This is a genomic window from Kitasatospora sp. CMC57, from assembly GCF_045866025.2.
GTDB lineage: Bacteria > Actinomycetota > Actinomycetes > Streptomycetales > Streptomycetaceae > Kitasatospora.
The window spans coordinates 3,577,747-3,597,080 of the sequence record NZ_AP035881.2 but is presented as its reverse complement, the minus strand read 5'-3'; the positions used below and the strand labels follow the sequence as shown (position 1 = coordinate 3,597,080).

Below are 19,334 nucleotides of genomic sequence, written 5' to 3'. Positions count from 1 at the left end.
CACTAGTGAGGTATTGACGCTTCCGGTGGGTGGCGCTAACTTGTAATCACTACCTCACTAGTGAGGCAGGGAAGAGAACACCTCAGTCGGGGCCGCACACCTACCGCCAAGCAGAGCCGCTGCCCCTCACTTTCGAAGGGACCAGACATGTTCAAGAAGATCCGCGAAGAGGCCAAGTCCGAGGCGGACCGCATCCAGCACGACGCACGTCAGGTCTCCCACTTCGCGCAGGGCGGGGTGATCGAGCACTACAAGCCCGGCACCGCCACGGTCACCCACGTGCAGACCAAGACCGAGTTCACGTCGCGCCTGGGCAAGTTGATCAGCGGCCAGAAGAAGAAGTGACCCAGTCCTGATCGACCCTGCCCCGGGGCGGCGCACCTACCGCCAAGCAGAGCCGCCGCCCCGGGCTCCCTCGAAGGGGAAGTTCCATCATGCCTGCTGCCGTTGCCCTCGTCGCCCCCGTGATCTCGCTCCGCCCCGTCCGGCCGGAGCCCGTCCGCCTGGTGCGCTCCGGCCGTGAGTGCCCGGTCTGCTCCGAGCACCACCCCAAGTCGTCGGCTGACTGCTCGGCCGAGTTCGCCGCCCGGAGCTGGGCGGACTGCCAGGACTGTGCTGGTACCGGTTGGGACTCCACCGGCTTCGGCATCTGGTGCCTGGTCTGCGGTGGCGCCAAGGTTCTGGAGGTCACGGCATGAGCCTCCGCGCTACTGCCTCCCCGGAGGCTGACCGGCTGGCTGTCGCCGACTTGGCCCGCCTCGCCGCCCGGGGAGACCTCCCCGAGCTTGAACACCAGATCCGCCGCACGGGTGGCTGCTCGAATCCGGTGCACCTGAAGGGCTTCCGCACCCTCGTGCACGCCCCGACCGGCGCGGTCTGGCACCGCTACTCGACCGAGCACGAGCCCGGCAACCGACTCAAGGTCGCCTGCGGCAACCGCCGTGCCTCGCGCTGCCCGTCGTGTGCCCGGACGTACTCGGCGGACACCTTCCACCTGATCCGCGCCGGACTCGCCGGGGACCAGGACAAGGGCGTCCCGGCCACCGTGCGGACCCATCCCCGCGTGTTCGCGACGCTCACCGCGCCGTCGTTCGGCCCGATCCACAACCGGCCCGACTCCGGTCCCTGCCGCTGCGGCCTGGTGCACGTTGCCGGTTCCGCCGTGCTGGGTACGCCGCTGGACCCGGAGCGGTACGACTACGCGCACGCCGTGCTGTGGAACAACCACGCGCCCGATCTGTGGCGGCGCTTCACGATCTACCTATTCCGGGTGATGGCCAAGATGGCTGGGCTCTACCAGCGGGAGCTCAAGGAACAGGCCCGGATCTCCTTCGGCAAGGTCGCCGAGTTCCAGCGCCGTGGCGCGGTCCACTTCCACGCCGTGATCCGCATCGACGGCCCCGGCGGACCCGACTCCCCACCCCCGACCTGGGCAACCGTCAGCCTCCTGGACGCGGCGATCCGCGCTGCCGCCCGCCGCGCCGGCATCCCCGTGGCCGCCGCCGGACCGCACCCCGCCCGGGTCCTGGAGTGGGGCAAGCAGGTGGACGTCCGACCCATCGGCGCGTTCGGTACCGGACCGATCTCCGAACAGGCCGTCGCCTCGTACGTCGCGAAGTACGCGACCAAGTCGGCGGAGACCACCGAGACCGTGGACCGCCGCATCCTGGAACGCCACGAACTGGACCGGCACGACCTGCCCCCGCACACCCGGCGCCTGATCGAAGCCTGCTGGGACCTCGACACCCTCTACCCGGACCGGCTCCTCGCGCACTGGTCGCACATGCTCGGCTTCCGGGGCCACTTCTCCAGCAAAAGCCCGGCCTACTCGACCACCCTCGGCGCACTCCGCCAGGTCCGAGCCGACTACCGCGCAGAACAGGCCCACCAAGACCTCAGGGACCGACTCCTCGCCGCCGGTCTCCCGGATCTGGACGACCTACCCGAGGCGGAAACCCTCGTCGTCGCCCACTGGACCTTCGCCGGAGCAGGCAACTCGCCCGGTGAGTCGATGCTCGCCGCCAGCATCGCCCGCGAAGTGCACGAGAACCGCACCACCGGCAGGCAAGAGCTGATCGCGCTGGAGGAGGAAGAACGGGCATGGCTGACGAACTGCTGACCGTCCCTGAGGTCATGGCGCGGCTCAAGCTCGGCCGCTCTGCCGTCTACGACCTGATCCGGACGCGCCAGCTCGTGTCCATCACCATCGGCAGGGCTCGCCGCGTGCCCTCCGACGCCGTACGGGCCTTCGTGGCCATCCGACTTGAGGAGGCAGCCTGATGGCCAAGAAGAACCCGAACGGTGCCGGAACGATCGTCAAGCGGTCGGACGGCCGGTACATGGGCGCGGTCTACGTGACCGACACGCTTGGTCGGCGGGTTCGAAAGACCGTGTACGGCAAGACGTATGACGAAGCGGCTGAGAAGGTCGCGCAGTTGCAGGCACAGGAGCGCAAGGGCGTCCCGGTGCCGGACAAGGCATGGACCGTTGCCGGGTACCTCAAGCACTGGCTGGCCGACATCGTCGAGCCCAACCAGCGCCCGACCACGTACAGCAAGTACGAGACGATGGTCCGCCTTTACCTTGTCCCCAGGCTGGGGACAAAGAAGCTGACCAAGCTGAGCATCGATGACGTACGGCGGTTCCTCCGCCAGCTCAAGACCGACCACGTCGGCGGAGCCACCCAACAGGAGTGCCTGAAGACCCTGCGGAACGCTCTCAACCGGGCCATGCGGGAGGAACTGCTCCTCCGGAACGTCGCCCAGCTGGTCGACATGCCGAAGGCGGAATCCAAGGAGGTCATCCCCTGGAAGGCACAGGAGGCGATCGGCTTCCTGCGGTCGACCCGCTCCCACCGGCTGTACGCCGCGTTCGTGTTCGCCATCGTGCTGGGCCTACGACGTGGTGAGCTGCTGGGCCTGCGCTGGATCGACCTGGACTTCGCCGAAGGGGTTGCTCACCCTCGCAAGCAGGTGCAGCGCCGGAAGGGGGCTGGGCTGGTCCTGACGGACCTGAAGACCGAGCACTCGAAGGGCGCACTGCCGCTGCCTCGGCTCTGCCTCGAAGCGCTGGGGGAACGGCGCCAGCTTCAGCGGCTGGAGAAGGCAAAGGCCGGCGGAACCTGGACCGAGACGGACCTCGTCTTCACCAGCGATTCCGGCGGCATGATCGACCCTGACGGTTTCTCGGGGAGCTTCGAGCGGCGCGTCCTGCGGTCCGGCATCCGGCGCATTCCGCTGCACCACACTCGGCACACGACCGGCAGTCTGCTGGCCTTCCTCGGGGTCCACCCGAACGACGCGCAGAAGATCCTCCGACACAGCCGGATCACGACCACCCTGGAGATCTACACCCATGTGACGTCCGCCTCACAGCGGGCCGCAGCCGCCAAGCTGAGCGACAAACTGCGGGACGGAATGAACGGCCTCTGATCCACAGCCGTTGTTGTCAGACCGTAGATGTCAGAAGGCCCCCACTCGATCGAGTGGGGGCCTTCTTTGCAGGTGGGCCTAACAGGACTTGAACCTGTGGCCTCTTCCTTATCAGGGAAGCGCTCTAACCGTCTGAGCTATAGGCCCTTGCCGCACTGAAAGATTAGCGGACCGACGGCCGATCTCCCAAATCCGTATCGGCGGGGCCCAGCTCAGGGGCTGCGGCGAGCCACTGGGCACGGGTCGCGGGCAGGTTGCTGGCGCCCGTGGCGGTGGGGCGGACGGCCAGGATCTGGTTGATGCCGATCCGGTTCTGCTCGAAGGCCAGGGCGCAGGCCGCCATGTACAGGCGCCAGACCCGGGCCCGGCCGTGGCCGACCAGGCGGGTGGCCTGCGACCAGTGGGCCTCCAGGTTGGCGACCCACTCGCGGAGGGTCAGGCCGTAGTGCTCCCGGAGCGACTCCAGGTCGCGGACCTCGAAGCCCGCCTCCTCCAGGGCGCCGACGGTGGAGCCGACGGGGGAGAGCTCCCCGTCGGGGAAGACGTAGTGGTTGATGAACGGGCTCGGGCTGTACGGGATGCCGGGCAGGTCGGGGCGGCGGGCGATCTGGTGGTTCAGCAGCCGGCCGCCGGGAGCCAGCAGCCCGTACAGACCGCTCGCGTAGACCTGGTACTGGACGGCGCCGACGTGCTCGGCCATCCCGACGCTGGAGATGGCGTCGAACGGGCCGTCGGAGATCTCCCGGTAGTCCTGCAGCCGGACCTCGATCCGGTCACCGAGCCCGGCCTCCTCGACCCGCTGCCTGGCGAGCGCGACCTGCTCGGCCGAGATCGAGACGCCGACCGCCCGGACGCCGTAGTGCTCGGCCGCGTGCAGCAGCAGCGATCCCCAACCGCAGCCGACGTCCAGCAGGCGCATGCCGGGCCGCAGGCCGAGCTTGCGGCAGATCAGGTCGAGCTTGGCCGCCTGGGCGTCCTCCAGGCTCTTCGCCGCAGGCTCCCAGTAGGCGCAGGAGTAGACCATCGAGGAGCCGAGCACCAGGCCGTAGAACTCGTTGCCGACGTCGTAGTGGTGGCTGATCGCCGCCCGGTCCCGGCCCCGGCTGTGGGCGCGGCCGCCACCGAGCCTGGCCTCCTCCGGCGGGGGAGTGGGCCGGGGGCCGATCGCACCGGCCCGCAGCAGGAGACCGAGCACCCGGCGGCCGGCCGGGCCGACCACGTCCCGGGGGCCGAGATCGAGCCGGAGGACCTCCGGCCGTTCGGCGAACTCGGCGGCCGCCGAGAGGACTTCGTACAGATCCGCGCCGGGCGCCAGGTCGAGGTCGCCGGAGACGTACGCCCTGGCCAGGCCGAGCTCGCCGGGCTGCCAGAGCAGATGCCGCAGGGCCCTGCGGTTGCGCAGCACCACCAGCGGGCCGTCGGACGGGCCGGCCTCGCTGCCGTCCCAGAGCCGGACCCGGAGCGGGATCCGAGACCCGAACAGTTCCTCCACCGCACCGAGCAGTTGTCCTGCGAGCTGAGCCATGCCACGCCTCCGACCGCCGAATCGCCTCTGTCGGCCCCCCTCCGCACGGACAGCCAACACAGCCCGGCCCGCCGCCTCACCCGCGGCACGCCGAGACCGGAAAGCTGTCACCCGAATGCGGCGGGCCCCCACGGCTGGAACAGCCGTGGGGGCCCGCCGCATTCCGCTCTCCGCACAGGAGGACGAAGCTGGCTCAAAACAACCGACGGAGCGTCAGTCCTCCTCCGCCAGAGTGAGCTCGATGCCGCCGGTGAAGCCGGCCGCGGTGTTGTAGATGAAGGCGGAGAGGGTCGCCAGTGCGGTCATCAGCACGACGTCGACCACCGCGATCAGCACGGTGAACGTCATCACCTTGCCGAAGCCGACGTAGTCCATCAGGTCGACCGCCCCGGCGGACTCGTTGCCCGTCATCTCCTTCAATGTGCTGCCGAGGGAGTCGAAGACCCCGAGCCCGTCCAGCGTCATCCAGAGCACGGCGGTGGCCACGATGATGACCACCCCGACGGCCAGCGAGAGCAGGAAGCTGACCTTCATCACCGACCAGGGGTCGGCCTTGGTGACCCGCAGCCTGGCCTTGCGGACCCGGCCGACCGGCGCGGCGGGGCCAGGACGGCGCGCGGCGCCGCTCGCCGGGGCGGCGGGCCCGGGCGGGCCGGTGCGGGTGCCCCGGGGCGGCGTGGGCTGCCCCTTGGTGTAGGTGGTCGGCTGCGAGAAACCGGCTGCGGCCGGTTGCTGCGCGGGCGGCTGCGTAGTCGAGCCGTACCCCCCGCCGCCGGCCACCGGCGGCATCAGCGAGGTCGAGGCGCCGGACTCACCCGCACCCGGAGGCGCCCCGGCCGGGCGCGGCGGCACCCCGGGCAGTCCACCGGTCGCGCCGCCGGCTCCACCGTACGAACCGCCGCCCGGCAGTCCGCCCCCGGTACCGCCCGCAGCACCCGTGGCTCCACTCACCCTGGTCCTCCCGCAACTCACCCAGCAGGTCGGGTGGTCACCGCCCTGCTCGTCTCAACTGCTCCAGCGCCCGGCCGGATTGCCCGGTACTGGTCAGTGGCCGGTGCCCGTCCACGAGGGTCGGGCACCGGCCACCAGGGCTCGCGATCAGGCCTGTTCGGCCACGTCGTCAGCCGTGGTCACATCTTCGGCGGCCGCAGAGGTGTCGGGGGCGATGCCCTCGTCCTCCAGGACCTCCTCGTCGTCCGCCTCCGCGTTGCGGGCCATGCCCACCACCGCGTCGCGCTTTCCGAGGTTGATCAGTTGGACGCCCATCGTGTCACGTCCGGTTTCACGAACTCCGGAAACCCTGGTCCTGATGACGCCGCCCGAGAGGGTGATCGCCATGATCTCGTCGGTCTCCTCGACCACCAGCGCGCCGACCAGCGAGCCCCGGCCCTCGACGATCTTCGCCGCCTTGGTGCCGAAACCGCCGCGACCCTGGACACGGTACTCGTCCACCGACGTCCGCTTCGCGTACCCACCATCGGTGGCGGTGAACACGAAGGTGCTGGGCCGGACCACGTTCATCGAGAGCAGTTCGTCGTCCTCGCGGAACGCCATGCCCTTCACCCCGGAGGTGGCCCGGCTCATCGGCCGGAGCGCCTCGTCGGTCGCGGTGAACCGGATCGACTGGGCCTTCTTCGAGACCAGCAGCAGGTCGTCCTCGGCGGAGACCAGCTCGGCACCGATCAGCTCGTCGTCCCGGCCGTCCTCGATCTCCCGGAGGTTGATCGCGATCAGACCGCCGGAGCGCGGGGAGTCGTAGTCCTTGAGCGGGGTCTTCTTCACCAGACCCCCCCGGGTAGCCAGCACCAGGTACGGCTTGTCCTCGTACGTCCGGACCGCCATCACCTGGGTGATGTGCTCCTCCGGCTGGAAGGCCAGCAGGTTGGCCACGTGCTGGCCGCGGGCGTCCCGGCCGGCGTCCGGCAGTTCGTAGCCCTTGGCCCGGTAGACCCGGCCCTTGTTGGTGAAGAACAGGATCCAGTTGTGCGTGGTGGTCACGAAGAAGTGGTCGACGATGTCGTCCTGCTTCAGCTGCGCACCCCGGACGCCCTTGCCGCCGCGCTTCTGCGAGCGGTAGAGGTCCGAGCGGGTGCGCTTGACGTAGCCGCCCCGGGTGATCGTGACGACGATGTCCTCTTCGGCGATCAGGTCCTCGACCGACATGTCGCCGTCGAAGGGGATCAGCGTGGAGCGCCGCTCGTCGCCGTACTTCTCGACGATCGCGGTGAGCTCCTCGGAGATGATCCCGCGCTGACGGCTCGGCGAGGCCAGGATCGCGTTGTACTCGTTGATCTTGGCCTGGAGCTCGTCGTGCTCGCTCAGGATGCGCGCGCTCTCCAGCGCGGCCAGCCTGCGCAGCTGCATCTCGAGGATCGCGTTGGCCTGCAGCTCGTCGATCTGGAGCAGGCCCATCAGGCCGGTGCGGGCCGCGTCGGCGCTCTCGGACGCCCGGATCAGCGCGATCACCGCGTCGATCTGGTCCAGCGCCTTGAGCAGCGCGCGCAGGATGTGCGCACGCTCCTCGGCCTTGCGCAGCCGGAACGTGGTCCGGCGGACGATGACCTCGACCTGGTGGTTGACCCAGTGCCGGATGAAGGCGTCCAGCGACAGCGTGCGCGGCACCCCGTCGACCAGGGCCAGCATGTTGGCGCCGAAGTTGGTCTGCAGGTCGGTGTGCTTGTAGAGGTTGTTCAGCACCACCTTGGCGACCGCGTCGCGCTTGAGCACGACCACCAGGCGCTGGCCCGTCCGGCTGGAGGACTCGTCCCGGACGTCGGCGATGCCGGCCACCCGGCCGTCCTTCACCAGGTCGGCGATCTTCAGCGCCAGGTTGTCCGGGTTCACCTGGTACGGCAGCTCGGTGATCACCAGGCACTGCCGGCCCTGGATCTCCTCGACCTCGACCACCGCGCGCATGGTGATCGAGCCGCGCCCGGTCCGGTACGCGTCCTCGATGCCGCGGCGGCCGACGATCAGCGCACCGGTCGGGAAGTCCGGCGCCTTGATCCGCTCGATCAGCGCCTCCAGCAGCTCCTCGTTGGAGGCCTCGGGGTGCTCCAGCGCCCAGAGCGCGCCGGAGGCGACCTCGCGGAGGTTGTGCGGCGGGATGTTGGTGGCCATGCCGACCGCGATGCCGGTGGCACCGTTGATCAGCAGGTTGGGGATGCGGGCCGGCAGGACGGTCGGCTCCTGCGAGCGGCCGTCGTAGTTGGCGGCGAAGTCGACGGTCTCCTCGTCGATGTCCCGCATCATCTCCATGGCCAGCGGCATCATCTTGCACTCGGTGTACCGCATCGCGGCGGCCGGGTCGTTGCCCGGGGAACCGAAGTTGCCGTTGCCGTCGACCAGGGGCATCCGCAGCGACCAGGGCTGCGCGAGCCGGACCACGGTGTCGTAGATCGAGGTGTCGCCGTGCGGGTGGTAGTTGCCCATCACGTCGCCGACCACGCGGGCGCACTTGTAGTAGCCCTTCTCGGGCCGGTACCCACCGTCGTACATCGCGTACAGCACCCGGCGGTGCACCGGCTTGAGGCCGTCGCGCACCTCGGGCAGCGCCCGGCTGACGATCACGCTCATCGCGTAGTCGAGGTACGAGCGCTGCATCTCGGTCTCGAGCTCGATCGGCTCGACCCGGGACACGAAGGTGTCGGTGGAGGTGTCGTCCGGCTGCTCGCCGTCAGGACGGTTGTCGTCGACCACTGCTGGTCAGTTTCCTTTCACGCGGACTGGAGTGTGCTGAGGGTGCGTCACACGTCCAGGAAGCGGACGTCCTTGGCGTTGCGCTGGATGAAGGAACGGCGGGCCTCGACGTCCTCGCCCATCAGGACCGAGAAGAGGTCGTCGGCCCGGGCCGCGTCCTCCAGGGTGATCTGCTGGAGCAGCCGGTGCGCCTGGTCCATGGTGGTGATCCGGAGCTCCTCGGCGTTCATCTCACCGAGACCCTTGAAGCGCTGGATGGCGTCGTCCTTGGGCAGCCGGCGCCCGGCGGCCACGCCGGCCGAGATCACCGCGTCGCGCTCGCGGTCGGAGTAGACGTACTCGAAGTCGTCCTTGCCCCACTTGATCTTGTACAGCGGCGGCATCGCCAGGTAGACGTACCCGCCCTCGACCAGCGGCCGCATGAAGCGGAACAGCAGGGTGAGCAGCAGGGTGCGGATGTGCTGCCCGTCGACGTCGGCGTCCGCCATCAGGACGATCTTGTGATAGCGGAGCTTGGACTCGTCGTAGTCCTCCTGGATGCCGCAGCCGAAGGCCGAGATCAGCGCCTGGACCTCGGTGTTCTGCAGCACCTTGTCGATCCGGGCCTTCTCGACGTTCAGGATCTTGCCGCGGATCGGCAGGATGGCCTGCACCCGGGGGTCACGGCCCTGCTTGGCCGAGCCGCCGGCCGAGTCGCCCTCGACGATGAAGATCTCGCACTCGGACGGGTCCTTGGACTGGCAGTCGCTCAGCTTGCCCGGCAGCGAGGCCGACTCCAGCAGGCCCTTGCGGCGGGTCAGGTCGCGCGCCTTGCGGGCGGCGACCCGGGCGGTGGCCGCCTGGATCGACTTGCGGATGATGTCCGAGGCCTCGTTGGGGTTGCGGTCCAGCCAGTCGTTCAGCTGCTCGTGCACCACCCGCTGGACGAAGGTCTTGACCTCGGTGTTGCCCAGCTTGTCCTTGGTCTGGCCCTCGAACTGCGGCTCGCCGAGCTTGACCGAGATGATCGCGGTCAGACCCTCGCGGATGTCCTCGCCGGAGAGGTTGTCGTCCTTCTCCCGGAGCAGCTTCTTGTCCCGCGCGTAGCGGTTGACCAGGCCGGTCAGCGCGGCGCGGAAGCCCTCCTCGTGGGTACCGCCGCCGTGCGTGTGGATGGTGTTCGCGAAGGAGTAGACGCTCTCCGTGTAGGAGGTGTTCCACTGCATCGCGATCTCCACCGAGATCGTCTTGTCCTTGTCCTCCGCCTCGAAGTCGATCACCGAGGGGTGGATGACGTCGCCCTTGCGGGAGTTCAGGTGGGTGACGAAGTCGGCGATGCCGCCGTCGTAGCGGTAGGTGATCGTGAGCGGGTTGCCCTCGTCGTCCGCGTGCTCGGGGCGCTCGTCGGTCAGCGAGATCGACAGGCCCTTGTTGAGGAAGGCCATCTCCTGGAACCGGCGGGAGAGCGTCTCGAACGAGTAGACCGTGGTCTCGAAGATGTCCGGGTCGGCCCAGAAGGTCACCGTGGTGCCGGTGCGGTCCACGTCCTCGTGCTTGGCCAGCGGCGCGGTCGGGACACCCGACTTGTACTCCTGCGTCCAGCGGGCGCCCTCGGTGAGGATCTCCACCGCCAGGCGGGTGGAGAGCGCGTTCACCACCGAGACGCCGACGCCGTGCAGACCACCGGAGACGGCGTAGCCGCCACCGCCGAACTTGCCGCCCGCGTGCAGGACGGTCAGCACGACCTCGACGGCTGGCTTGTCCTGGCCCGGCATGATGCCGACCGGGATGCCGCGGCCGTTGTCGGTGACCCGGACGCCGCCGTCGGCCAGGATCGTCACGTCGATGGTGTCGGCGTGCCCCGCCAGCGCCTCGTCGACGGAGTTGTCCACGATCTCCTGCACCAGGTGGTGCAGGCCGCGCTCACCGGTCGAACCGATGTACATGCCCGGGCGCTTGCGGACGGCGTCGAGGCCCTCCAGCACCTGGATCGCGGTGGCGTCGTACGCCCCGCGACTGTCCACGGGCGCTGCCTGGTCGGTGGGGTCTGGGGTCTGGCTGGAGTTGCCGGAATCGGCCACGAAGCGCCCTCTCTGGCACAGCGCGGGCCGCAGACCTGCCCATCGGACGGGCGAGCCTGCGACCACGGCGTTTCGACTCGGTTGCTACGAGCAACAGTGTTTGGCTTCCAGTCTACCGGTACGACTGACATAGATGGCCGTTTGGCAGCCTCAGAAGGCAGATGAGGCGCCCTGAATACCCTCGGGACATGTCCCGATACTCGCCAGGGGGGCTGAGAGCGCTCAAAAGGGCCGTCAGCGGTTCCGGAAGATCGGCTTCCCTTCGGCACCCGAGCTACCCCCAGGTGTCGCCCGGCCCCTTGCTCCCGGGGGCACGCAGCCGGCCGTACCCGCGCTGCGGCGCGTCCGGCCCGAGAACCTTGATCACCCTGACCGTGCCGTGCCCCAGCTCGTGGTTCAACCGGGCCACCAACTGGCGTGCCAGCAAACGGAGTTGAGTGGCCCAGGCGGTCGAGTCGCACTGTACGGTGAGCACCGCCTCGGCCTCCGCGTACTGCTTCGGCACACAGTGCGCCGCGATGTCGGGACCGACGATCTGCGGCCAGCGGCCCATCACCCCGCCCACCGCGGCCGGCGCCTCCCAGCCCCGCTCGGTGATCAGCCGGGTCAGCGCGGCCCCCAGCGGAACCGGGTCGCGACCGTCCGCGCGCGCCCCGCTGCGCAGTCCGTGCCGCCTCGCCTCACGCTTCTCGCGGACCTGCTCGCCCCGCTGCCTGGCCTGCTCCTTCGCCGCCCGCAGCGCGACCCGGGCCAGGTCCACGCCCGAGAGCTCCGGCGTCTCGCCCATGGCGGCTCCTTGTCCCCAGGCTGTGGATGAAGTTTCCAGAGTACGACTTCGGGGCTCCGCCGGTCGCGGGCCGGGTGAAGGAGCGGCGTCCGGACCGAGTCTGGGCGGTGCCGACGCGGGGCCCCTCCCGGCCGAAGGCTGGGGGCGAATCCAGGCGGAGCATCGGCGACCGAGGAGAAGCCGTCCGAGGGGGCACCTCCCGCCCGAAGGGTGGGGCGAAAGTCCGGGGACGCGACGCCGGCCCGCTACCGGCGGAGCCCCTCAGTCCAGGCGGGTCACTGTTCCGTCCGCCACGGCGTAGCGGACACCGCTCAGTGCCTTCGGCACGTCCTCCGGGACGGCGGCGGTGACCAGGACCTGCTCGGCGCCGGCCACCAGTTCGGCCAGCCGGTCCCGGCGGCGGGCGTCCAGCTCGGCGAAGACGTCGTCCAGGATCAGCACCGGCTCGCCGCCGTCGGCCTTCAGCAGCTCGTACGAGGCCAGCCGGAGCGCGAGGGCGTAGGACCAGGACTCACCGTGGCTGGCGTACCCCTTGGCCGGCAGCGGGCCCAGCTTCAGGCCCAGCTCGTCGCGGTGCGGGCCGACCAGGGTCAGGCCGCGGGCCACCTCCTGCGGACGGACCGTCAGCAGGGCCTCCAACAGCTGCTGCTCGGCCTCCTCCCGGCTGGTCGGCAGCGCACCCTCGAAGGAGCTGCGGTACTCCAGCACGGTCTCCCCGCCGCCGGGCGCCAGCTGCTCGTACGCCTGCGCCACCAGCGGTTGCAGGGCGGCCACCAGTTGCAGCCGGAACGCCGTCAACTCGGCACCGGCCCGCGCCAGATGACCGTCCCAGATCTCCAGCGTGGAGAGGTCGGCACCCTTGCCGCCACCGCCCCGGCGGGCGGCCGCGGCGGTCTTGAGCAGGGCGTTGCGCTGCTTGAGTACCCGCTCGTAGTCGGAGCGGACCCCGGCCAGCCGGGGCGCGCGGGCGGTCAGCAGCTCGTCCAGGAAGCGGCGGCGCTCACCCGGGTCGCCCTTCACCAGGGCCAGGTCCTCGGGGGCGAACAGCACGGTGCGGAGCAGACCGAGCACGTCCCTGGGGCGGACGTTGTCGGAGCGGTTGATCCGCGCCCGGTTGGCCTTGCCCGCGGTGATCTCCAGCTCGACCAGGGTCGACCGCCCGTCCCGCAGGATGCTGGTGCGGACCACCGCCCGCTCGGCACCGAGCCGAATCAGCGGGGCGTCGGTGGCCACCCGGTGGCTGCCCAGGGTGGCCACGTAGCCGATCGCCTCGACCAGGTTGGTCTTGCCCTGGCCGTTCGGCCCCACGAAAGCCGTCACGCCGGGGTCGAGGGGCACCTCGACCCCGGCGTACGAACGGAAGTCGGCGAGCGACAGGTGCGCGACATGCATGGCTGTGAACTGCGCTCGCCTTCTGGGGAGTTACTTGGACTCGACCGCGTGGCCGCCGAACTGGTTGCGCAGCGCGGCGATCATCTTCATCTGCGGGGAGTCGTCCTGCCGGGAGGCGAACCGGGCGAACAGCGAGGCGGTGATCGCGGGCAGCGGCACCGCGTGGTCGATCGCGGCCTCGACCGTCCAGCGGCCCTCACCCGAGTCGGCGGCCCAGCCCTTGAGCTTGGCCAGGTGCTCGTCGTCGTCCAGCGCCCGGACGGCCAGGTCGAGCAGCCAGGAGCGGATCACGGTGCCCTCCTGCCAGCTGCGGAAGACCTCGCGCACGTCGGTGACCTCGGGGGCCGCCTCCAGCAGCTCCCAGCCCTCGGCGAACGCCTGCATCATCGCGTACTCGATGCCGTTGTGGACCATCTTGGCGAAGTGTCCGGCGCCGACCTTGCCCGCGTGCACGCCACCGAACTCGCCCTCGGGCTTCAGCGCGTCGAAGACCGGCTGCACCTTGGCGACGTCGGCCGCCTCGCCGCCGTACATCAGCGCGTAGCCGTTCTCCAGGCCCCAGACGCCGCCGGAGACGCCGCAGTCGACGAAGCCGATGCCCTTGGCGGCCAGCGCCTCGGCGTGCTTGACGTCGTCCGTCCAGCGCGAGTTGCCGCCGTCGACCACCACATCGCCGGGGGAGAGCAGCTCGGCCAGCTGGTCCACCGTGTCCTGGGTCGGGCCGCCGGCCGGGACCATGACCCAGACCACGCGGGGGGCCTCGAGCTTGCTGACGAGCTCCTCGAGGCTGTCCACGTCGGCGAGTTCCGGGTTGCGGTCGAAACCGATGACGGTGTGCCCTGCGCGGCGGATGCGCTCGCGCATGTTGCCGCCCATCTTGCCGAGACCGATGAGGCCGAGCTCCATGACAAGTCCTTACCTGTGGTGACGTGCCTGACGGCGGCGCCGTTGCCGCACAGGCTGAGCCTACGCCGCCGGGAACCAGGCCTCCCCCGGCCAGAGCTGACCGGGGGAGGGGTTGTCCACAGCTGTGGAGACGAACTGCCGGAGTCTCAGCCGGAGAGGCGGACCGGCATGATCAGGTACTGGTACGCCTCGTCCGCCTCGGCATCCACCGCCGGGCGGCCGCTCAGCAGGGCCGGCTTGGTGGCGGTGGTGAAGCTCAGCTGGGCGTACGCGGAGTCGATGGCCTTGAGGCCCTCCTCCAGGTAGCCCGGGTTGAAGGCGATCGAGATGTCGTCGCCCTCGAGGTCGGCCTCGACCCGCTCGGTGGCCTGGGCGTCGTCGCCCGAGCCGGCCTCCAGGGTGAGCACGCCCTGCTCGAAGCTCAGCCGGACCGGCGTGTTCCGCTCGGCCACCAGCGAGACGCGCTTGAGCGCCTCCAGGAACGGCTGGGTCTGGATCGCGGCGACCGCGCTGAACTCGGTCGGGAAGAGGCTGCGGAACTTCGGGAACTCACCCTCCAGCAGGCGAGTGGTGGTCCGGCGGCCGGCGCCCTCGAAGCCGATCAGGCCCTCACCGGCACCGCCGGAGGCGAGCGCGATCGAGACCGTGTCGCCGCTGCCGAGCGACTTGGCGATGTCCTGGAGCGTCTTGGCGGGCACCAGGGCGACCGCCGAGATGTCGGCCTGCTCCGGCTTCCACATGAGCTCGCGGACCGCGAAGCGGTAGCGGTCGGTGGCGGCCAAGGTGATCTTGTCGCCCTCGATCTCCACCCGGACGCCCGTCAGCACCGGCAGGGTGTCGTCCCGGCCGGCCGCGACGGCGGCCTGGCTGACGGCCGAGGCGAAGACCTCGCCGGAGACCGTGCCGGTCGCGGTGGGCATCTGCGGCAGCGACGGGTACTCGTCCACAGGGAGCGTGGGGAGTGTGAACCGCGAGGAGCCGCAGACCACGCTGACCCGCATGCCGTCGGTGGAGATCTCCACCGGCCGGTTCGGCAGGTTGCGGGAGATGTCGTTCAGCAGCCGGCCGGAGACCAGCACCGTGCCCGCCTCCTCGACGTCCGCCGCCAGCTCGACCCGGGCCGAGACCTCGTAGTCGAAGCCGGAGAGGGCCAGACTGCCGTCCTGCGCCGTCAGCAGCAGGCCGGCCAGCACCGGCACCGGCGGCCGCGCCGGGAGGCTGCGGGCAGCCCAGGCCACCGCCTCCGCGAGGACGTCACGCTCCACCCGGAACTTCACCGGTAACCGCCTCCTGGGTCCTGCTGTTGTCAGCGTCTTGATCGTCTGGCCGGACCGGACCCACTGGGCTGAGCCCCTCGGCTCCGGCTGCCGGAGAACAGTCTCTCCTACTCCACCGACAGCCGGGGCACACGGGCGGAAGCAACCCGAACAGATGTCGCGGTCCGGTTGTCCACAGATTTCGGCCCACCCCACGATTAAGCATGTTCAGGGGTCTATAGGTGTAGTGGTAGTAGTAGGGCCTGTGGATACCGTGGATAACCCCGTTTCCGCAGGTCAGACCCGGTTTTCTGTCCACAGCGCCTGTGGACCCGGAGTGTGGACAACCAGGCCCTGCTGTGGACGACCGAGCGTTACCCACAGGGCACTCTGAGTATCCACAGGTTATCCCCAGGGCCGTCCCCAGATCATGGCCCGGTTATCCACGGGGCTCGGTCAACATCACGTGACGGCTTTCACACCGGCTGGTGAACGGCCCGCCAATGTTGTCGAACTGTGGACGCCGCTGTGGAGAACCTGGGGATAACCGCCCTGGTCCTGGGGACAAGCGGTGGACAACCCATTTGGCCCCCTGGCGGTCCGTCAACTGTCCACATCCTGTGGATAACTGTTGTGCACAAGTACACAGGGGGCTGACCTGCGTCGAAGAGCGTAGCGGCGCCCGGCCTGTGGAGGAATTCTGGATAACTCCGAGCTCCTCAGCCTGTGGACGGGGGAAAACCACCCGATCCTGTGGATTGCGGCCCTGCGGCCCTGACCTGTTCGAATAGCTGGTCAGATGTTCGTCGCGGCAGTCGGCCTGGCGGAGCGTCAGTCGGTGGATTACTGCCCAGGCCGCCCCCGCTCCACACCTGCTTTCCCCGCCACGCCCCCGTACGGACGCTCCGGCCTGGGGCACGCGAAAGGGGAGCCAGCACGGCTGACTCCCCTTCAGCTACCCCCAGGGGGCTCAGCTCTTGATGCGGTTGGTGAGCTCGGTGACCTGGTTGTAGATCGAGCGCCGCTCGGCCATCAGCGAGCGGATCTTCCGGTCGGCGTGCATCACGGTGGTGTGGTCCCGACCGCCGAACTGGGCCCCGATCTTCGGCAGTGAGAGGTCGGTGAGCTCCCGGCACAGGTACATCGCGATCTGGCGGGCCGTCACCAGCACCCGGCTGCGCGAGGAGCCGCAGAGGTCCTCCACGCCCAGACCGAAGTACGCGGCGGTCTGCTGCATGATCACCTGCGCGGTGATCTCGGGCCCGGCGTCCTCGTCGCCGCCCGGGATCAGGTCCTTGAGGACGATCCCGGCCAGCTCCAGGTCGACCGGCGCCCGGTTCAGGTTGGCGAAGGCGGTGACCCGGATCAGCGCGCCCTCCAGCTCCCGGATGTTCCGGGTGATCCTGGACGCGATGAACTCCAGCACGTCGGCGGGAGCGTTCAGCTGCTCCTGGATCGCCTTCTTCCGCAGGATCGCGATCCGGGTCTCCAGCTCCGGCGGGGTGACGTCGGTGATCAGCCCCCACTCGAAGCGGTTCCGGAGCCGGTCCTCCAGCGTGATCAGCTGCTTGGGCGGCCGGTCCGAGGAGAGCACGATCTGCTTGTTGGCGTTGTGCAGGGTGTTGAAGGTGTGGAAGAACTCCTCCTGGGTCGACTCCTTGGACGCCAGGAACTGCACGTCGTCGACCAGCAGGATGTCCATGTCCCGGTACCGCTTCCGGAAGGCGTCCGCCTTCCCGTCCCGGATCGAGTTGATGAACTCGTTGGTGAACTCCTCCGAGCTCACGTACCGGACCCGGGTGCCCGGGAACAGGCTGCGCGAGTAGTGCCCGATCGCGTGCAGCAGGTGGGTCTTGCCCAGGCCGGACTCGCCGTAGATGAAGAGCGGGTTGTACGCCTTGGCAGGCGCCTCGGCCACCGCCACCGCGGCGGCGTGCGCGAAGCGGTTGGAGGCGCCGATCACGAAGGTGTCGAAGAGGTACTTGGGGTTCAGCCTGGCGGCCGGCTCGTCCTTGCGCGAGCTGCCGCCGGCCGGCGGTGCGCCGGGCGGCGCGGGTACCCCGGGGCTGGGCGTGCGCTCCGCCATCCCACCGCGCCCGGGCGGCCCCGACTGCGGCCGCACGTCCGGGAGTTGGGAACCCTGCTCGGGCTGCCCGAGCTGCGGCCTGGACGGCACCCGGCGGGTCGGGGCACCCTGCGCCTGGGCGCTGTAGGCGCCACCGAACAGGTCGTCCTGGCCGGTCTCCCGGCCCGGGTAGCCGGACTCCCAGCCGCGGTTCTCGGGCCCGTTCTCGGCGGCGGACCAGGACTGCTGCTGCTCGCCACCGCCGTACGGCGCGGGGCGCTGCTGGTAGCCGGCGGTGTCGTACCGGCCGCGCTCGTAGCCCTGGTCGGATGGCGCCTCGTACGGCCGGGAGTAGTCCTCCTGTGCCTGGTAACCGTCCTGCGACTGGTAGCCGTCCTGGTTCTGGGACGGCCAACGACCGGTCTCCGTCTGCCGGTTGTCGTACCCGGCGGGTTCCTCCCGGTACTGCTGACGGGGGGGCCACTCCTCGGCCTGGCCCTGCTCGGCGGGCTGCTCGGCCGGGGTCTGCGGCGCGGGCGGCGGCACGGCGTTGGCGTCCACCATCACGGCGATCCGGACCGGTCGGCCGAAGCCCCGGCTCAGCTCCTCGGTCAGCGGCGGCAGCAGCCGGCCCTCCAGCACCTGCTTGGCCCGCTCGTTCGGGGCCGCCAGCAGGGCGGTGTCGTGCATCATCCACATCGGCTGGGTACGCCGCAGCCACATCTTGTCGCTGTCCCCGACATCCGGGTCGTTGACCAGCCGCTCGACGACCCTCGCCCAGACCGCGACGAGATCGCTGTTGACATCAGCCACTGGTGCACGCTTTCTCGTTCCCCGGAGCGGGGTTTCAAAGGACTCGGGTACCGGTCCGATCCAGACGAACAAACCCGACAAGTCCTGCAACGGTAGTCAGCCGACTGGACTGATTCAAGTTGTTGTCCACAGGCTGTGGGCAGGGCGGCCGGGGGACCGGGTTCGATCGGGTGGTGTCGGTGCGGGCCTTGCGGCGCCTGGCCCCTATCATGATCGGACAGCCGCCGTGGGTGATCCGGCGGACCGGTGCCGACGACCCGGTTTGACCCCCCGCACCCGTCCCGCGTACCGTGACCAGGTCGAGTTGTCGATGGCCGCTGCCGCATGTCCGCGGGTCCTCCCGCTTCCATAAGGCGCGCAGCACGGGCGCCGTGGATCGTCTCAACCCCCAGCCGACCTGGGATGTTGAGGCCGGATTTCCCATCCAGGGGAGATCACGCGGACGCACGGTGACGGCCAAGCGATTCCCCGTCATCCTACGATTCACCCCAGGAGCCCCCGAGTGAGCAAGCGCACCTTCCAGCCGAACAACCGTCGTCGCGCGAAGACCCACGGCTTCCGGCTGCGGATGCGTACCCGCGCCGGCCGCGCCATCCTGGCGACCCGCCGCGCCAAGGGCCGTACCAACATCTCCGCCTGATTCGCATCTAAGGGACTGCAGTGCTGCCCTCCGAGAATCGGCTGCGGCGGCGCCAGGACTTCGCGACCGCGGTCAAACGTGGTCGTCGGGCCGGTCGGCCCCTGCTGGTGGTCCATCTCAACAGAGACGGACAGCCAGCGGGGCGGACCGGTCCGAACAGCGACTTCAGCCCGCACGCCGCCGAGGGGCTTCCTTCGGCGCGTGCGGGTTTCGTCGTGAGCAAGGCCGTCGGTCCGGCGGTCGTGCGCAATCTGGTGAAGCGCCGCCTACGTCATCTGGTCCGTGACCGCCTCTCCGGGCTGCCCCCGGGTAGCCTGATCGTGGTGCGTGCACTGCCTCAGGCCGGGGCGGCCACGTATCACGATCTCGAACAGGACCTGGACGCGGCGCTGCGGCGGTTGCTCCGGGTGGAGCCGACCGGCGGCGCGCCGACGGGAGCAGGGCGATGAAGTACCTGCTGATGGGCCTGATCAGGCTCTACCAGTGGACCATCAGTCCGCTGCTCGGCCCGGTCTGCCGTTACTACCCGTCATGTTCGCACTACGGGTACGAGGCGGTGCGGTCGCACGGCGCGATCAAGGGCAGCGGGCTGACCGCCTGGCGCATCCTCCGCTGCAACCCCTGGTCCCCCGGTGGGGTCGACCACGTACCGCCGCGCAGGCACCCGGTGTGGCACCGCCGGCTGCGCGATCTGCTGAGCCCCACGAGCGGGACCGCCGAGCCGGAGCCGGTGGCGAAGCCCGATGTCCAAGGAGTCTGA

The 19,334-nt window shown here is 69.8% G+C and carries 17 protein-coding genes and 1 tRNA gene; 8 read left to right on the top strand and 10 right to left on the bottom strand.

The window, feature by feature from the left end:
* The first annotated feature begins 147 nt into the window (after window positions 1–147).
* The 5 genes from ACKUU6_RS15870 to ACKUU6_RS15850 all read left to right on the top strand — a co-directional run bounded on the left by ACKUU6_RS15870 (window position 148) and on the right by ACKUU6_RS15850 (window position 3,431).
* Window positions 148–345 carry a hypothetical protein gene (locus ACKUU6_RS15870; protein ID WP_407989191.1) on the top strand — a complete coding sequence of 66 codons (198 nt, stop codon included), beginning with the start codon at window positions 148–150 and terminating at the stop codon, window positions 343–345.
* Window positions 346–434: 89 nt separating this feature from the next.
* Window positions 435–698: a hypothetical protein gene (locus ACKUU6_RS15865; RefSeq protein WP_407989190.1), complete on the top strand. Its 264-nt coding sequence runs from the start codon at window positions 435–437 to the stop codon at window positions 696–698.
* A complete protein-coding gene (gene repSA, locus ACKUU6_RS15860) occupies window positions 695–2,119 on the top strand; it encodes a replication initiator protein RepSA (RefSeq protein ID WP_407989188.1) in 1,425 nt (474 codons plus the stop codon). The genes ACKUU6_RS15865 and repSA overlap by 4 nt, the downstream gene beginning before the upstream one ends.
* On the top strand, window positions 2,101–2,280 hold the full coding sequence (locus ACKUU6_RS15855) for a helix-turn-helix domain-containing protein (protein ID WP_407989187.1): 180 nt from the start codon (window positions 2,101–2,103) through the stop codon (window positions 2,278–2,280). The genes repSA and ACKUU6_RS15855 overlap by 19 nt, the downstream gene beginning before the upstream one ends.
* Window positions 2,280–3,431: a tyrosine-type recombinase/integrase gene (locus tag ACKUU6_RS15850; RefSeq protein WP_407989186.1), complete on the top strand. Its 1,152-nt coding sequence runs from the start codon at window positions 2,280–2,282 to the stop codon at window positions 3,429–3,431. The genes ACKUU6_RS15855 and ACKUU6_RS15850 overlap by 1 nt, the downstream gene beginning before the upstream one ends.
* Window positions 3,432–3,504: 73 nt before the next feature.
* On the opposite strand, the gene ACKUU6_RS15845 is transcribed toward ACKUU6_RS15850, so the two are convergent.
* The 10 genes from ACKUU6_RS15845 to dnaA form a co-directional block, all read right to left on the bottom strand.
* A tRNA-Ile gene (locus ACKUU6_RS15845) sits at window positions 3,505–3,578 on the bottom strand.
* Between the two features lie 16 nt (window positions 3,579–3,594).
* Window positions 3,595–4,956 (bottom strand): class I SAM-dependent methyltransferase, encoded by a 1,362-nt coding sequence (locus ACKUU6_RS15840; protein WP_407989184.1) that lies wholly within the window; start codon window positions 4,954–4,956, stop codon window positions 3,595–3,597.
* A 213-nt stretch (window positions 4,957–5,169) separates the two neighbouring features.
* The gene (locus tag ACKUU6_RS15835; RefSeq protein WP_407989183.1) at window positions 5,170–5,907 is read right to left on the bottom strand and encodes a DUF3566 domain-containing protein; all 738 of its coding nucleotides are present in this window, start codon (window positions 5,905–5,907) and stop codon (window positions 5,170–5,172) included.
* Window positions 5,908–6,054: 147 nt separating this feature from the next.
* Window positions 6,055–8,655, bottom strand: a complete 2,601-nt coding sequence (gyrA, locus tag ACKUU6_RS15830; RefSeq protein ID WP_407989182.1) for a DNA gyrase subunit A — start codon at window positions 8,653–8,655, stop codon at window positions 6,055–6,057.
* Between the two features lie 47 nt (window positions 8,656–8,702).
* Window positions 8,703–10,715 carry a DNA topoisomerase (ATP-hydrolyzing) subunit B gene (gene gyrB / locus ACKUU6_RS15825; protein WP_407989181.1) on the bottom strand — a complete coding sequence of 671 codons (2,013 nt, stop codon included), beginning with the start codon at window positions 10,713–10,715 and terminating at the stop codon, window positions 8,703–8,705.
* Window positions 10,716–10,989: 274 nt separating this feature from the next.
* Window positions 10,990–11,502: a DUF721 domain-containing protein gene (locus tag ACKUU6_RS15820; RefSeq protein ID WP_407989180.1), complete on the bottom strand. Its 513-nt coding sequence runs from the start codon at window positions 11,500–11,502 to the stop codon at window positions 10,990–10,992.
* A 261-nt stretch (window positions 11,503–11,763) separates the two neighbouring features.
* Window positions 11,764–12,894, bottom strand: a complete 1,131-nt coding sequence (recF, locus tag ACKUU6_RS15815) for a DNA replication/repair protein RecF (protein WP_407989179.1) — start codon at window positions 12,892–12,894, stop codon at window positions 11,764–11,766.
* Window positions 12,895–12,924: 30 nt separating this feature from the next.
* Entirely contained in the window at window positions 12,925–13,800 is an 876-nt protein-coding gene (gene gnd / locus ACKUU6_RS15810) for a phosphogluconate dehydrogenase (NAD(+)-dependent, decarboxylating) (protein ID WP_407989178.1), read from the bottom strand.
* A gap of 146 nt (window positions 13,801–13,946) precedes the next feature.
* Window positions 13,947–15,077 (bottom strand): DNA polymerase III subunit beta, encoded by a 1,131-nt coding sequence (dnaN, locus tag ACKUU6_RS15805; RefSeq protein ID WP_407989177.1) that lies wholly within the window; start codon window positions 15,075–15,077, stop codon window positions 13,947–13,949.
* Window positions 15,078–16,026: 949 nt separating this feature from the next.
* A complete protein-coding gene (dnaA, locus tag ACKUU6_RS15800; RefSeq protein WP_407989176.1) occupies window positions 16,027–17,934 on the bottom strand; it encodes a chromosomal replication initiator protein DnaA in 1,908 nt (635 codons plus the stop codon).
* 502 nt (window positions 17,935–18,436) lie between these two features.
* On the opposite strand from dnaA, the gene rpmH reads away from it, so the two are divergent.
* From rpmH to yidD, 3 genes are read left to right on the top strand one after another with little or no spacing between them, the layout of a single operon-like run.
* The gene (rpmH, locus tag ACKUU6_RS15795; protein WP_035799375.1) at window positions 18,437–18,574 is read left to right on the top strand and encodes a 50S ribosomal protein L34; all 138 of its coding nucleotides are present in this window, start codon (window positions 18,437–18,439) and stop codon (window positions 18,572–18,574) included.
* Between the two features lie 20 nt (window positions 18,575–18,594).
* Window positions 18,595–19,023 (top strand): ribonuclease P protein component, encoded by a 429-nt coding sequence (rnpA, locus tag ACKUU6_RS15790; RefSeq protein ID WP_407989175.1) that lies wholly within the window; start codon window positions 18,595–18,597, stop codon window positions 19,021–19,023.
* A complete protein-coding gene (gene yidD / locus ACKUU6_RS15785; RefSeq protein ID WP_057228590.1) occupies window positions 19,020–19,334 on the top strand; it encodes a membrane protein insertion efficiency factor YidD in 315 nt (104 codons plus the stop codon). The genes rnpA and yidD overlap by 4 nt, the downstream gene beginning before the upstream one ends.